Source organism: Streptomyces sp. NPDC048718 (assembly GCF_043198875.1).
GTDB lineage: Bacteria > Actinomycetota > Actinomycetes > Streptomycetales > Streptomycetaceae > Streptomyces.
Map to the genome: position 1 here is coordinate 84,044 of NZ_JBICVG010000007.1, position 15,061 is coordinate 99,104.

12 protein-coding genes are annotated in these 15,061 nt (G+C 71.7%); 6 read left to right on the forward strand and 6 right to left on the reverse strand.

Going from position 1 to position 15,061, the window contains the following annotated elements:
- Positions 1-90: 90 nt before the first annotated feature.
- From ACGFRB_RS15135 to ACGFRB_RS15150, 4 genes are all read right to left on the reverse strand, one after another.
- A complete protein-coding gene (locus ACGFRB_RS15135; RefSeq protein ID WP_393243228.1) occupies positions 91-789 on the reverse strand; it encodes an ester cyclase in 699 nt (232 codons plus the stop codon).
- 160 nt (positions 790-949) lie between these two features.
- Positions 950-1,969 (reverse strand): hydroxyacid dehydrogenase, encoded by a 1,020-nt coding sequence (locus ACGFRB_RS15140; protein ID WP_393243230.1) that lies wholly within the window; start codon positions 1,967-1,969, stop codon positions 950-952.
- A gap of 397 nt (positions 1,970-2,366) precedes the next feature.
- On the reverse strand, positions 2,367-3,140 hold the full coding sequence (locus ACGFRB_RS15145) for an SDR family NAD(P)-dependent oxidoreductase (RefSeq protein ID WP_393243232.1): 774 nt from the start codon (positions 3,138-3,140) through the stop codon (positions 2,367-2,369).
- A gap of 136 nt (positions 3,141-3,276) precedes the next feature.
- The gene (locus ACGFRB_RS15150) at positions 3,277-3,981 is read right to left on the reverse strand and encodes an MOSC domain-containing protein (RefSeq protein WP_393243234.1); all 705 of its coding nucleotides are present in this window, start codon (positions 3,979-3,981) and stop codon (positions 3,277-3,279) included.
- 91 nt (positions 3,982-4,072) lie between these two features.
- Between ACGFRB_RS15150 and ACGFRB_RS15155 the strand changes: the two genes are divergently transcribed.
- On the forward strand, positions 4,073-4,996 hold the full coding sequence (locus tag ACGFRB_RS15155; RefSeq protein WP_361233531.1) for a LysR family transcriptional regulator: 924 nt from the start codon (positions 4,073-4,075) through the stop codon (positions 4,994-4,996).
- Positions 4,997-5,612: 616 nt separating this feature from the next.
- On the opposite strand, the gene ACGFRB_RS15160 is transcribed toward ACGFRB_RS15155, so the two are convergent.
- Positions 5,613-5,969: a WhiB family transcriptional regulator gene (locus tag ACGFRB_RS15160; protein WP_361233534.1), complete on the reverse strand. Its 357-nt coding sequence runs from the start codon at positions 5,967-5,969 to the stop codon at positions 5,613-5,615.
- A gap of 494 nt (positions 5,970-6,463) precedes the next feature.
- Here ACGFRB_RS15160 and ACGFRB_RS15165 point away from each other — a divergent pair, with 494 nt between their 5' ends.
- From ACGFRB_RS15165 to ACGFRB_RS15180, 4 genes are all read left to right on the forward strand, one after another.
- Positions 6,464-7,075, forward strand: a complete 612-nt coding sequence (locus tag ACGFRB_RS15165; RefSeq protein WP_003948568.1) for a response regulator transcription factor — start codon at positions 6,464-6,466, stop codon at positions 7,073-7,075.
- A gap of 255 nt (positions 7,076-7,330) precedes the next feature.
- Positions 7,331-7,942, forward strand: a complete 612-nt coding sequence (locus ACGFRB_RS15170; protein ID WP_363006649.1) for a sigma-70 family RNA polymerase sigma factor — start codon at positions 7,331-7,333, stop codon at positions 7,940-7,942.
- Between the two features lie 146 nt (positions 7,943-8,088).
- Positions 8,089-9,591, forward strand: coding sequence for an IMP dehydrogenase (gene guaB, locus ACGFRB_RS15175; RefSeq protein ID WP_363006651.1), 1,503 nt, complete (start codon positions 8,089-8,091; stop codon positions 9,589-9,591).
- 109 nt (positions 9,592-9,700) lie between these two features.
- Positions 9,701-10,825, forward strand: coding sequence for a GuaB3 family IMP dehydrogenase-related protein (locus ACGFRB_RS15180; protein WP_361233544.1), 1,125 nt, complete (start codon positions 9,701-9,703; stop codon positions 10,823-10,825).
- 853 nt (positions 10,826-11,678) lie between these two features.
- Here the strand turns inward: ACGFRB_RS15180 and ACGFRB_RS15185 are convergent.
- The gene (locus ACGFRB_RS15185; protein ID WP_393243237.1) at positions 11,679-12,932 is read right to left on the reverse strand and encodes a nucleotide sugar dehydrogenase; all 1,254 of its coding nucleotides are present in this window, start codon (positions 12,930-12,932) and stop codon (positions 11,679-11,681) included.
- Positions 12,933-13,333: 401 nt separating this feature from the next.
- On the opposite strand from ACGFRB_RS15185, the gene ACGFRB_RS15190 reads away from it, so the two are divergent.
- Positions 13,334-15,040: a glycerol-3-phosphate dehydrogenase/oxidase gene (locus ACGFRB_RS15190; RefSeq protein WP_393243239.1), complete on the forward strand. Its 1,707-nt coding sequence runs from the start codon at positions 13,334-13,336 to the stop codon at positions 15,038-15,040.
- Positions 15,041-15,061: the final 21 nt, after the last annotated feature.

Below are 15,061 nucleotides of genomic sequence, written 5' to 3' on the forward strand. Positions count from 1 at the left end.
GGTGCTCCCGTCGCGGGAGCACCGGGCCTCGCCCGTTTCCGGGGCCGGTCGCCGGGAGGGGCCGGATCTCAGGTGGGGCCGGGGCCGGTCTCAGGCCTCGACCGCGCCGAGCTGCCCCATCAGGCCCAGCAGGTCGTACTGCCACCAGCCCTCGACGATCTTCCCGTCGTCGTGGAAGCGGTGCACGAGGGTGCCGGTCATGGTCGTGTCGATGCCGGTCGGCTGGAGCCCCAGGAAGTCGCCGTTGTGGGTGCCCCGCCAGGTCCAGCGGGTGCAGACCCGGTCGCCCTCGGCGATCTGGTCCTCCACGGTGAAGTCGAAGTCGAAGCCGCCCCGCCACATCTCGACGGCGCGCTGGGTCGCGTCCATGCCGATGACGTCCTGCTCGTTGGTGGGGTCGTGGTCGTGGTAGCCCTCGGCGAGTACGTCGTCGAGCAGCGCCAGCTCGGGTTCATGGGCCAGCATGTCGAGCAGCCGCCGCGACTGGGTCTTGTACAGCGCCTCGTCCCGTACGACGTCCAGGTCCGTGAACGACGGCATCTCGTCGCAGAGCGCGATCATCTCGCGGAAGATCCGGTCGGTCTCCGGCAACTGCGAGTTGCGCATGGCCACGTCGTACGACGGGAACTCGACGATCTCCACCACATGCGCGGAGTCCGAGCGGTCCTGGCCGACGGTGCTGTGGGTGGCGGTGCGTTTGCCCCGGGTCTGCTCGACCCACTGGTCCATGAGCCGGTTCAGCTCGTCGAGCCGACTGGTCTTGCAGTCGATGATTTGTACGAAGGTCATGACGCCTCCCGACCCGGAGGGGACCATTCCAGTCTAGGGCGGGAGGCGTCACTCGTCCGTTCGGCAGAGCGCGGAGCACGGAGCGCTGGGTGCCGGGGCCGGGGCCGGGGGCGAGGTTGGGGCCGGGGGCGGGGGCGGGGGTGATCCCGGGGCCCGGCCGCTACGCGGAGCGCGTGAGGTCCGCCGCCCGTATCTCCTCCAGGAACGGCTCCCCGCGCCCGTACCGCGCGACCTCCTCCAGGGCGTGGTCGGCCATGCGATGGAGCTCATTGCCGAGCGAACCGGCGATGTGCGGGGTGAGAAGGACGTTGGGGAGGGTGTAGAGGGGCGAGTCGGGAGCCGGGAGCTCGGGGTCGGTGACGTCGAGGACGGCGTGCAGCCGGCCCGAGACCAGGTGCGGCAGGAGCGCGTCCTCGTCGACGAGCGAGCCGCGCGAGGTGTTGACCAGGGTCGCGCCGTCCGGCATCGCGGCGAGCTGCGCGGCGCCGATCATCCGGTACGTGGCGGGCAGCCGGGGCGCGTGGACGGAGACGATCGAGCTGCGCGCGCACAGCTCGTCCAGTCCCACCAGCTCCACGCCGGGCGGCGGCGCCGTCATGTACGGGTCGTACAGCAGCACTTCCAGATCGAAGGGGCGCAGCAGGTCGAGGACCCGGCGGCCGATCCGGGAGGCGCCGACGATACCGACCGTACGGCGGTAGTTGCCCCAGGCGGCGGACTCGTCGGCCCAGGGCTGCTCGGTGCGCAGTTCGGCGTATTGCCGGGCGGAGCGCAGCACCCGCTTCCCGGCGAACAGGATCGCGGCGACCGTGTACTCGGCGACCGGCAGCGCGTTGGCGGCGGCGGCCGAGGTGACCGTGATGCCGCGCTCCCAGCAGGCGTCGGTCACATGGTGCTTGACCGAACCGGCCGCGTGCACCACGGACGTGAGACGGGGCGCGCGGGCCAGTACCTCGGCGGTGAGTGGGGTGGCGCCCCAGCAGGTGAACAGGATCTCGGCCTCGGCGAGGGCGTCGGCGACCCGCGGTCCGGGTGCGGCGAGATCGTGGGCGACCAGGTGCGGGTCGGTACGGGTGAGCGCGGCGAGCCGGTCGCGGTGGGCGCCGGTGAGCAGGCGCTCGGCGACGCCGGGGCCCATGGCGAGGAGGAGGGAGGGGCGGGTGTCGGTGGTCGGCTGCATCCGGGGACCTGTGGCCTTCCGTCGCGGGGAGCCAAAGGCTACGACGAGGGGGCGACGGCGAACAGGGAGGCGGGGAAGGGGACTCCGCTGACGATGAGCTGACGATGAGAGGGGCAGAAGCCGGGGCCGGGGCCGACCCCGGGGGGTGCCGTCGTACGGGACATTCCGTACGACCCACCGATCCCCGACCGCCACCGCCGGCCACCCCGACCTCGCCGGCCACCCCGACCTCGCCGGCCACCCCGACCTCGCCGGCCACCCCGACCTCGCCGGCTGCCCCTCCGGCCTTGTCCCCGGCATCCGGCATCCGGCACTCGGCACTCGGCACCCGGTCACCCTGGAACGGCGACCGTCATGGCATATGCCGGAGAGGAGGTGAAGCACGCTCCGTGCGGGACTACTTGGGCCCGTACTTGCGCCCCGCCTTCGAGGACACGCCGCCGAGCAGTCCGCGCGGGGCGAGCTTCGCCACGCCCATCAGCGCCTTGTAACGGGGGTCGGGGATGGACAGCGTTCGGCCCCGGGCCAGATCGCGCAGCGCCTCGGCCACCAGCTTGTCCGCGTCCAGCCACATCCAGCCCGGGATGTTGTCCGTCCCCATCCCCGCGCGCTCGTGGAACTCCGTCCGTACGAACCCGGGGCACAGCGCCATCAGCCGCACCCCGCTGCTCGCGAGGTCCCGCGCCGCGCCCTGGGTGAACTGCACGACCCACGCCTTGGACGCCCCGTAGGTGCCGCGCGGCAGGAACGCGGCCACCGAGGCGACGTTCACCACCCCGCCCCGGCCGCGCGACCGCATCGACTCGGCCGCCGCCGAGGTCAGCCGCAGCACCGCCTCGCAGTGCACCTTCAGCATCGTCAGTTCGTCGGCCATGGACACTTCGAGGAAGCGGCCCTTGTTGCCGAACCCGGCGTTGTTCACCAGGAGATCGACCGGCCGCCGGGCGTCGGAGAGCCGCGCCTCGACGGTCGCGATCCCCTCCTCGGTGGCCAGGTCCGCGGACAGCACCTCCGCCTCGACGCCGTGGCGGTCGTGCAACTCGGTGGCTTGTTCGCGCAGTCGCTTCACATCGCGGGCCACGAGAACCACATCGTGGCCGTCCGCGGCGAGGCGCCGAGCGAAGGCGGCGCCGATGCCCGCGGTCGCGCCCGTAATCAGTGCAGTCGTCATATGCGGCACGTTAACCCGCGCCATGGGACCGGCGAGCCGGGAAGGCGTCGTGCCTGCCCGGCCGGGGAGCCGTCGCGGCGGTGGGCATGTCGGCGACGGCCTGTCATATGCCGACCTGGAAACCCCACTTCGCGGCTCAGGGCGCGGGAGTCTCCGAGGCCGTCCCCGCGTCCGGGCCGTACTTCTCCGCGTACTGGCGGGCGAGCGCCAGCAGCCCCGACTCCATCCACTCCGCCGCCACCAGCATTTCCGGCAGCAGCGACCGGTCGGCCGTCGCCGCGCGGTGCAGCCGCGCGACCGTGACGCCGTGGTCCGGCCGGTGGACCACCGTCATCGGGTCGCCCGCCCGGATCTCGCCCGGGGTGATCACCCGCAGCAGCGCCCCGGGGCCGGCCGCCGACTCGTTGAAACGGCGCACCCAGCCCCGCTCCTCCAGGAATCCGGCGAAGGTCCGGCACGGGATGCGCCCACCGGTCACCTCCACCACCAGCTCCTCGCCGATCCGCCAGCGCTCGCCGATCAGGGCGTTGTTCACATCGAGACCGCGCGTGGTGAGGTTCTCGCCGAACGAACCCGGAGCGAACGGACGGCCCAGCTCGCGCTCCCAGACGTCCAGATCCTCACGCGCGAAGGCGTAGGCCGCGCGATCGGGACCTCCGTGGAACCGCAGATCGCACACGGCGTCCCCGGCGACCCCGCTCGCCCCCGTCCCGGCCGGACCGGGCGCCTCGACCCGTACGGGACCGGCCACCGGCCGCTTGTCGATGCCCGTGTCCCCCGAGGGGGAATTGGTGTACTCCACGGCCTTGGCGCGGCCCGCGTTCACACTCAGTAGCTCCATAGGCCGCACCCTAGTCAGTCGCCTCGCTTCTTACCTCAAAGTTGACCTGCGGTATTCGCCGCACCACCCAAGACTCGCTTATGCTCACAGCATGATCGAGGCCCGCCACCTCCGCGTCCTGCGCGCCGTCGCCGCCACCGGTTCCTTCTCGGCCGCCGCGCGCGAACTCGGCTGCACCCAGCCCGCCGTGAGCCAGCAGATGAAGGCGCTCGAAGCCTCCGCCGGCACCCCGCTGCTGGTCCGCACGGGCCGCGAGATGCGGCTCACCCAGGCCGGCGAGGTCCTGGTGCGGCACGCCTCCGGCATCCTCGCCGGGCTGACCGCCGCCGAGGAGGAGGTCGCCGCCATCGCGGGTCTGCGGGCCGGCCGGGTCCGTCTCGTCTCCTTCCCCAGCGGCAGCTCCGCGCTCGTCCCCGCCGCCCTCGCCGCCCTGCGCGCCGCCCACCCCGGCACCCGGGTCTCCCTCGTGGAGGCCGAGCCGCCGCGCTCGGTCGAGATGCTGCGCGAGGGCGACTGCGACGTGGCCCTCGCCTTCCGTTACGGGGTCGGCCCGGACACCTGGGACGACCTGGTGGTCCGCCCGCTGCTCGCCGACCGGCTCGTCGGGCTCGTCCCCGAGGACCACCGGCTGGCGGGCGCGGAGCGCGTCACGATCGGCGAACTCGCCGACGATCCCTGGATCGCGGGCTGCCCGCGCTGCCGCCGCCAGTTGGTGGACGTCTGCCGCGAGGCCGGGTTCGCCCCGCGCATCGACTTCGCCACCGACGACTACCCGGCCGTGATGGGGCTCGTGGGCGCGGGCCTCGGCGTGGCCGTGCTGCCGCAGCTCGCCATCGAGTCGGTACGGCCGAGGGGCGCCGTGGCCGTGACGGTCGAACCGGCCGTCGAGCGCGAGATCGTCGCCCTGACTCTCCCGGACCTGGAGCAGGTCCCCGCCGTCGCCGCCACCCTCGACGAACTCACCCGCGCCGCCGCCCGCGCGGCGACGGCATCGGGCGTGGCCACGCGCGCGTAGGGCCGCCGGACGGCGTGCGGGTACGTGGGGGCGCCGGCTCGCCGCGGCCACGCGCGCGTAAGAGCCGTCGTGGCGCCGTACCGGAGAGCGTCCGCCCTGAACTAGGTCCGCGCGAAAACGCGTCCGCGCGAGCGACACATACGCACACGACCCGCACGCACGTACACCACACGTACACGCGCGGCGACGAAGCCCGCGGACATCCCACGGAATGCGCGGCGCGCCGAAGTGAGCCGTTCGGGTGAGGAGTCCCGGCGGCCGTCCGAGTGATCCGTCCATCGGCTGTCCGAGTGATCGGCCGCCTTCGTCCGGCGGAGCGCGCGGGAACTCGCGGGCGTGCGCCCTGGGGCCGTTCGTGTGACGGCGTGCGGGCCGTCGGGGTGAACGCCCCCGAGCGTCGGGGGCCGGGCGGGTGACCGTCCCGCCCGCCGTCCGGGTGAGGCCGGCGGCGGGAGCCGGAGCCGTACGGGTGATCGGGCGCGGATCGCGCGCGGACCGGGCGCGGTCGCACCGGTGGGGGCCGCGCACGGTGACGGGTGCGGGCCGGGCACGCGGGCGCCGGGCGGGTGGGCCGCCGGTTCCGGACGTCAGACCATGATGACGGAGAAACGTTCCTTCACGCGTGTGCCACGCCGGTCGACGCCGAGCGGGACGCGCCCGCCCCGGCCGCCGGGGCCGTTGTCGTGACCAGGCGGTTGCGCGCCCGGCCCATGAGTTCTTCGCGCTCGTCCTCGGTGAGGCCGCCCCAGACGCCGTAGGGCTCCCGTACGGCGAGCGCGTGTGCCGCGCACTCCGCGCGTACCGGGCACCGCATGCAGACCTCTTTCGCCGAGTTCTCGCGCGCACTCCGTGCCGCGCCGCGCTCTCCCTCGGGGTGGAAGAACAGGGAACTGTCGACTCCGCGGCAGGCCGCGAGGAGCTGCCAGTCCCACAGATCGGCGTTGGGTCCGGGAAGGCGGGAGAAATCTGCCATTGCGCTAGTCCCCTTGAGACCGTGTCGAACGGATACGGATTAGGTGGGCGGATGGATGGCTGATCGATGTCGCCGGTGATGGACCGGTGGCGGGGCAGGGGTCCTTCGTTCCCCTGGGGACGGGGCCGCCCGCTCTCGCGGGTTCGCCCCGACCGTACAACTACTGACTGAGTAGATGTAAATATGACTCATTGCGAATCTAGCCACAGACACCTCGAAAAGGGAAGAAAACCCGCTAAACGGGGCATAGCTTCGGCTGAAGGACGGGTGACCTGCGGCGCTCTCCTCCGTGTCCGTCCCCTCACGTAGAGTGCCGAAGGCGGCCGTCCGACCCGTAACTCTTTCGAGTGACCGTCGTTGAGAGTGCGGAGGCGGTTGAAGGAACAAGCGCTCGGGCAGGTGTCCGAGCGCGTCAACCGCACAGGTGACGATACGTACCAGCCCTGGAGGCTCAAGGTGACGCGCATCAGCTGCGAGAGCGGCGGAGGTCGGTCATGACATCCGTCCTCGTCTGCGACGACTCCCCGCTCGCCCGAGAGGCGCTCCGCCGCGCGGTCGCGACCGTGCCCGGCGTCGAGCGGGTGACCACCGCGGCCAACGGCGAGGAAGTCCTCCGCCGCTGGGGCGCGGACCGCTCGGACCTCATCCTGATGGACGTGCGCATGCCCGGCCTTGGCGGTGTGGAAACCGTCCGCCGGCTGCTTTCCGCGGACCCCGGTGCCCGCATCATCATGCTCACCGTGGCCGAGGACCTGGACGGGGTCGCGCTCGCCGTCGCCGCCGGTGCCCGTGGCTATCTGCACAAGGACGCCTCGCGCGCCGAGCTGCGGGCCACCGTCACCCAGGCGCTCGCCGACCCGACCTGGCGGCTCGCCCCGCGCCGGCTGCGGTCGGCCGAGATGGGCGCGGCGCCCACCCTCACGGCCCGGGAGATCCAGGTCCTGGAGGGCATGAGCCACGGGCGGTCCAACGCCGAGATCGGCCGGGAGCTCTTCCTGTCCGAGGACACGGTCAAGACGCACGCCCGCCGTCTCTTCAAGAAGCTGGGAGCCTCGGACCGGGCGCACGCCGTCGCGCTCGGATTCCGCTGGGGCCTGGTCCGCTGACCCGCGGCCACCGGTCGCGTCCCCGTCCGCCGAGGGGCGGACGGGGCGGGCTTGTGTCACTTCCTCGCGGGATGCCGCATCCTTGAAGGTGTGGAGTTCCTCGGGGACGAGACGAGTGAGCCAAGCGAGCCGGTGGAAAACGAGCGGAAGGGGAGGGCGCAGGAGATGAGTCCCGGCGCACCTGCTCATAACGCTTCGGTGCACAACTACGGGCGCGGTGCCGCGAACGGGCAGGCGTCGGGGCACCATGGAGCGATGCGCGACGACGAGACCGCGGGGTCGCCCGTGCCCGCCGGGCAGGGGGAGATCGGTGCCCTCGTTCGTCGTGCCGTCGAGGGGGACGAGCAGGCCACGCACGACCTTCTCGCGCGTGTACACCCGCTCGCCCTGCGCTACTGCCGTACGCGATTGAGCCGGTTGCCCGGTGATGCGCGTCACTTCGTGGAGGACCTGGCCCAGGAGGTCTGCGTCGCCGTCCTGATGGCGCTGCCGCGCTACAAGGACACGGGCAGGCCGTTCGAGGCCTTCGTCTTCGCCATCGCCGGACACAAGGTCGCCGACCTCCAACGGGCCGCGATGAGGCACCCTGGATCCACGGCGGTGCCCTCCGACGAGATGCCCGAGCGGCCGGACGACTCGCTCGGACCGGAGGAGCGGGCACTGCTCAGCGACGACGCCGAGTGGGCGAAGAAGCTGCTGGCCAACCTCCCGGAGAACCAGCGCGAGCTGCTCGTTCTGCGGGTGGCCGTCGGGCTGACCGCGGAGGAGACCGGGCGGATGCTCGGGATGTCCCCCGGTGCCGTCCGGGTGGCCCAGCACCGTGCGCTGAGCCGGCTGCGCGCTCTGGCGGAGCACTCGCACCTGTAACAAGCCAAGGAGTGCCGGTCTTCGGCGCTCCTTGCGCCACATAGTTTCGTACAAATGTCCTTGGTGATCTTGTTCGTGGAATGAGACGCGGCCTTAGGCCGTTAGCATGGACATCCGCACCGATCAAGGCGTTTGGGGAAGGTGTCATGACCAACATCGACGGAGTGCCCGAGAAATTCGCGACACTCGGGCTGACCTACGACGATGTGCTGCTGCTGCCGGGTGTCTCCGACATGGCTCCCGACCAGATCGACACCTCCTCGTACATCTCGAAGAACGTACGGGTGAACGTCCCGCTGCTGTCCGCCGCGATGGACAAGGTCACCGAGTCCCGGATGGCCATCGCCATGGCCCGCCAGGGCGGCGTCGGCGTGCTGCACCGCAACCTCTCCATCGCCGACCAGGCCAACCAGGTCGACCTGGTGAAGCGCTCCGAGTCGGGCATGGTCACCGACCCGATCACCGTGCACCCGGACGCCACGCTCGCCGAGGCCGACGCCATCTGCGCGAAGTTCCGCATCAGCGGTGTCCCGGTCACCGACCCGGCGGGCAAGCTGCTCGGCATCGTCACCAACCGTGACATGGCCTTCGAGTCGGACCGCAGCCGCCAGGTGCGCGAGGTCATGACCCCGATGCCGCTGGTCACGGGCAAGGTCGGCATCTCCGGCATGGACGCCATGGAGCTGCTGCGCCGCCACAAGATCGAGAAGCTTCCGCTCGTCGACGAGTCCGGTCTGCTCAAGGGCCTCATCACGGTCAAGGACTTCGTCAAGGCCGAGAAGTACCCGAACGCCGCCAAGGACGCGAGCGGCCGGCTGCTCGTCGGCGCGGCCGTCGGCGTCGCCGGCGACTCCTACGAGCGTGCCCAGGCCCTGATCGAGGCCGGTGTCGACTTCATCGTCGTCGACACCGCCCACGGCCACTCCCGCCTGGTCGGCGACATGATCGCCAAGATCAAGTCGAACTCCTCCGTGGACGTCATCGGCGGCAACGTCGCCACCCGCGACGGCGCCCAGGCGCTCGTCGACGCCGGTGCCGACGGCATCAAGGTCGGTGTCGGCCCGGGCTCCATCTGCACCACCCGCGTGGTCGCCGGCGTCGGCGTCCCGCAGGTCACCGCCATCTACGAGGCGTCCCTCGCCGCCAGGGCGGCCGGGGTCCCGGTCATCGGCGACGGCGGCCTGCAGTACTCCGGCGACATCGCGAAGGCGCTCGTCGCGGGCGCCGACACCGTGATGCTCGGCTCGCTCCTCGCGGGCTGTGAGGAGTCCCCGGGCGAGCTGCTCTTCATCAACGGCAAGCAGTTCAAGTCGTACCGAGGCATGGGTTCGCTGGGCGCGATGCAGTCCCGCGGCGACCGCAAGTCCTTCTCCAAGGACCGCTACTTCCAGGAGGGCGTCGCCTCCGACGAGCAGCTGATCCCCGAGGGCATCGAGGGTCAGGTGCCCTACCGCGGCCCGCTCGCCTCGGTCGTGCACCAGCTGGTCGGCGGTCTGCGTCAGTCGATGTTCTACGTCGGCGGCCGCACCGTTCCCGAGGTCCAGGAGCGGGGCCGGTTCGTCCGGATCACCTCGGCGGGCCTCAAGGAGAGCCACCCGCACGACATCCAGATGACCGTCGAGGCACCGAACTACAGCAACAAGCGGTAACCGCGTCTCACGCGGCAGGGGGCGGCTCCGGCGCACGGCCGGAGCCGCCCCTTGTGTGTGTTTCGGGGATACTGGTAGGCGCAGACACAGAGGGAAAGGCCACACACACGTGACTGAGATCGAGATCGGGCGCGGCAAGCGCGGCCGCAGGGCGTACGCGTTCGACGACATCGCCGTCGTACCGAGCCGGCGCACCCGGGACCCGAAGGAGGTCTCGATCGCCTGGCAGATCGACGCCTACCGCTTCGAGCTGCCGTTCCTGGCCGCCCCCATGGACTCGGTCGTCTCGCCGCAGACCGCCATCCGCATCGGCGAGCTGGGCGGCCTCGGCGTGCTGAACCTCGAGGGTCTGTGGACCCGCTACGAGGACCCGCAGCCGCTGCTCGACGAGATCGCCGAGCTGGACGAGGCCACCGCGACCCGCCGTCTGCAGGAGATCTACGCCGCCCCGATCCGCGAAGAGCTGATCGGGCAGCGCATCAAGGAGGTGCGCGACGCGGGTGTGGTCACCGCCGCCGCGCTCTCCCCGCAGCGCACCGCGCAGTTCTCCAAGGCCGTCGTCGACGCGGGCGTGGACATCTTCGTCATCCGCGGCACGACCGTCTCCGCCGAGCACGTCTCCGGCGCCGCCGAGCCGCTGAACCTCAAGCAGTTCATCTACGAGCTCGACGTCCCGGTCATCGTCGGCGGTTGCGCCACGTACACCGCCGCCCTGCACCTCATGCGCACCGGCGCGGCCGGTGTCCTCGTCGGCTTCGGCGGCGGCGCCGCGCACACCACCCGCAACGTGCTCGGTATCCAGGTCCCGATGGCCACCGCCGTCGCGGACGTGGCCGCAGCCCGCCGCGACTACATGGACGAGTCCGGCGGCCGCTATGTCCACGTGATCGCCGACGGCGGCGTGGGCTGGTCCGGCGACCTGCCCAAGGCCATCGCCTGCGGTGCCGACTCCGTCATGATCGGCTCCCCGCTGGCGCGCGCCACCGACGCCCCCGGCAAGGGTCACCACTGGGGCATGGAGGCCGTCCACGAGGACGTGCCGCGCGGCAAGCTGGTCGACCTCGGCATCGTCGGCACCACCGAGGAGATCCTCACCGGCCCGTCGCACACCCCGGACGGCTCGATGAACTTCTTCGGCGCCCTGCGCCGCGCGATGGCCACGACCGGCTACAGCGAGCTGAAGGAATTCCAGCGCGTCGAGGTCACGGTCGCGGACGCCCAGCACAAGCGCTGACCCGCGCGCGTACCTCGTCGCAGCACGCGGGACGCAGGCACACGTACGTACGAAGGCCCCGTATCCACCGATGGTGGTGCGGGGCTTTCGCGCGTCCGGGTGCCGTGGCATGGCATATGACGGGGGCGCGTTGCGTGATCAGGGGGCGCGCGGTTGCTTTCGGGGCGAATGCGAGCGGAGTCGCTGATTTTGGGCGGTAGCGTCTTTTCCGGCGCCCCCGCTGTGCGGGGCCGCCCCCTTCCACAGGACGCGTATCCGGACCTCGCCCTCGGGGCCCGGCCCGATGTCCGACGGAGCCGCTCACCGGGTCACTGGGCGGCAGCGCGGAAGGGGGCGTGCCCATGGGACGTCACCGCAGGCCCACCCGCCGGGATCGAATCCGTCAGTGGACGGTGAAGTGTCGGAGGAGGTGGATCTTGCGGATTTTCGGATGGTGAGCGGCCGCCCCCATATCAGCTAGGGGCGGACACTCCGTGCACCATCCTGGAGCCCATCACAGTGACCGCTGTGGTGGGCTCCAACTTTTTTGCAGCGTAACCGGACGCGGCCTGGGGCGGCGCCGGTTTTCTGCGGCCGCAAGACCCGCTGGGACCGACCCGTCGGCGGACGGTGAAGTGTCGGAGGAGGTGGATCTTGCGGATTTTCGGATGGGTGAGCGGCCGCCCCCACAGCAGCTAGGGGCGGACGTGAGCGGCCGCCCCTAAACACAGTAGGGGCGGACACTCCGTGCACCATCCTGGAGCCCATCTCAGCGACCAATTTCTGTGGTGGGCTCCACCTGTTTCGTAAGGTACCGGACCGGGCCCGGACCGGCAGCGGTCCTGTGGAGCGTGGGCCCGGGCGTGCGCCCCCTCTAGAGCCGGTGCGCCGCGCCCATCGGGGTGGCGCCGCGGGTGTCCAGGAGGAGCTGGGCCTTCACCGACAGGCCCTGGAGGTCGTACGTGCGGTGGTGCTGGAGCAGGATGGTCAGGTCGGCGTGGGCGGCGGCCTCGTAGAGGGAGTCGGCGCGGGGGACGGGACGGTCGCGGACGCGCCAGTCCTGGGCGTACGGGTCGTGGTAGCTGACCGTCGCACCGAGGTCCATCAGGCGGCAGGCGATCTCCTCGGCCGGTGAGCCCTGGCGGTCGGCGAGATCGGGCTTGTAGGTGATGCCGAGCAGGAGGATCCGGGCCCCGCGCGCGGACTTGCCGTGTTCGTTGAGGAGCGTGGCGGAGCGCTGGACGACATAGGCGGGCATGCGCTCGTTGACCTGGCCGGCGAGTTCGACCAGGCGCAGGGGGCGGTGGCCGCCGACGGTGTCCACGGGGACGCCGTGGCCGCCGACCCCCGGGCCGGGGCGGAAGGCCTGGAAGCCGAAGGGTTTGGTCTCGGCGCAGCGGATGACGTCCCAGAGGTCGACGCCCAGTTCGTGGCAGAGCACGGCCATCTCGTTGACGAGGGCGATGTTGACGTGCCGGAAGTTGGTCTCCAGAAGCTTGACCATCTCGGCCTCGCGCGGGCCGCGGGCGCGGACGACCTTGTCCGTGAGGCGGCCGTAGAAGGCGGCGGCGGACTCGGTGCAGGCGGGGGTCAGGCCGCCGATCACCTTGGGGATGGCGGCGAGGCCCCGGGTGCGGCCATGGGTGCTGCTGCCGGGGTCGAGGCGGTCGGGGGAGTACGCGAGGTGGAAGTCGCGTCCGGCGCGCAGCCGTGAGCCGGTCTCCAGGATGTCGCGCAGCGGCCCCTCGGTGGTGCCGGGGGGTACGGGGGACTCCAGGAGCACGGTGGTGTGGGGGCGCAGCCGGGCGGCGAGCGCGCGGGCGGCGTCGGTGACGGCGGTGAGGTCGAGGGCACCGTCGGGGCCGGGCGGGGTGGGGGCGCAGATGACGGCGGTGCGGACCCGGCCGAGTTCGGCGGGGTCGGTGGTGGGCCGGAAGCCGGCGGAGAGCATCCGGCGGATCTCGGCGGCGGTGAGGGAGCCGTCGACGGGGGAGCGGCCCGCGGCGAGTTCGGTGACGGCGCGGGGGTCGGTGTCGTAGCCGATGGTGCCGACGCCGGCCGTGGTGGCTGCCTGGGCGAGGGGGAGTCCGTGGTGGCCGAGGCCGATGACGGCGAGATCAGCGGGCATGGAGTGGGCCGTCCTTCCCAGTAGCCGGAGGGGATGCGACGCGCAACCCCGGTGGACCGAAGGGAGTCGACGCGATGTCAGACTAAGCGTAAATATGACCGATATGTGGCATTGCGAGGGTGAACGTCGCCGAGTGTTATCCACAGGCTGGGCGGAGGCAGTGGCTGAAGTCGGGGAGCCGGGACAGAATCGAGTCTGTGAGCCGGATTCGTACGGCGATGCGGCGGCGCGGGAGGTGCGGCGACGCCGGTCCCGGTCGGGTCGCGGCCGAGGCGGTGTCGGGGCGGTTCCTCGGACGCCGGTGAAGTCGCCGCGGCCGGCGTGATCGCGTCGCCGCGGTGGCCCGTGCCGGGTCGGGTCGGGCTCCGCCGACAGACGGGGGACGACGGGAGGCGGTCAACGTGCGGACAGCGACACTGGGACCCACCGAGCGCGCCGCGGCGCTCACGGCCATGACCGAACGCGAAGTGGACGTCCTTGTCGTCGGGGGCGGAGTCGTCGGTGCGGGCATCGCCCTCGACGCCGTCACCCGAGGGCTCTCGACCGCGCTCGTCGAGGCCCGCGATTGGGCGTCCGGCACCTCCAGCCGGTCGAGCAAGCTCATCCACGGCGGACTGCGCTACCTCGAGATGCTGGACTTCGCACTTGTCCGCGAGGCCCTGAAGGAGCGCGGCCTGCTCCTCGAACGGCTCGCCCCGCACCTGGTCAAGCCCGTGCCGTTCCTCTACCCGCTCCGGCACAAGGGCTGGGAGCGGCTGTACGCGGGCTCCGGCGTCGCGCTGTACGACGCGATGTCCGTCTCCTCGGGCCACGGCCGGGGGCTGCCCGTCCACCGTCACCTCAGCCGGCGGCGCGCCCTGCGCGTCGCCCCCTGCCTCAAGAAGGACGCCCTGGTCGGCGCCCTTCAGTACTACGACGCGCAGATGGACGACGCCCGCTTCGTCGCCACGCTGGTGCGCACCGCCGCGAGCTACGGCGCCGAGGTCGCCAACCGGGCCCGGGTCACCGGCTTCCTCCGCGAGGGGGAGCGGGTCGTCGGCGCCCGGGTCCAGGACGTCGAGACCGGCGGCGCGTACGAGATCCGGGCCCGCCAGATCGTCAACGCGACGGGCGTGTGGACGGACGACACGCAGGCGTTGATCGGCGAGCGCGGCCAGTTCCACGTGCGTGCCTCCAAGGGCATCCACCTGGTCGTGCCCAAGGACCGGGTCCACTCCGCCACCGGACTCATCCTGCGCACCGAGAAGTCCGTCCTGTTCGTCATCCCCTGGGGCCGGCACTGGATCATCGGCACCACCGACACCGATTGGGACCTCGACAAGGCCCACCCGGCGGCGTCCAGCGCCGACATCGACTACCTCCTGGAGCATGTGAACAGCGTGCTCCACACCCCGCTCACCCGCGACGACGTCGAGGGCGTCTACGCGGGGCTGCGGCCCCTGCTCGCCGGCGAGTCCGACGCCACCAGCAAACTGTCCCGCGAGCACACGGTCGCGCACCCCGTGCCCGGACTGGTCGTGGTCGCCGGCGGCAAGTACACGACGTACCGCGTGATGGCGAAGGACGCGGTCGACGAGGCCGTCCACGGGCTCGACAAACGGGTCGCCGCCTGCGTCACCGAGGTCACCCCGCTGCTCGGCGCCGAGGGCTACCGGGCGCTGTGGAACGCCCGCGCCGGCATCGCCGCCCGTACCGGACTGCACGTGGCCCGGGTCGAGCATCTCCTCGACCGTTACGGCTCCCTGACGGAGGAGATCCTCGATCTGGTCGCCGCCGATCCCGCCCTCGGCAAGCCCCTGCCGGCCGCCGAGGACTACCTGAGAGCCGAGATCGTGTACGCCGCGTCCCACGAGGGCGCCCGGCATCTCGACGACGTGCTGACCCGGCGGACCCGCATCTCCATCGAGACCTTCGACCGGGGCACGCGTAGCGCCCGCGAGTGCGCCATGCTCATGGCCCCGATGCTCGGCTGGGATTCCGAGCAGGTCGACAAAGAGGTCGAACACTATGAAAAGCGGGTCGAGGCGGAACGTGAATCACAGCGTCAGCCCGACGACCTGACGGCGGACGCGGCCCGCCTCGGAGCACCGGACATCGTGCCGATCTGAGCAGGTGGGCTCCCCGGAGTA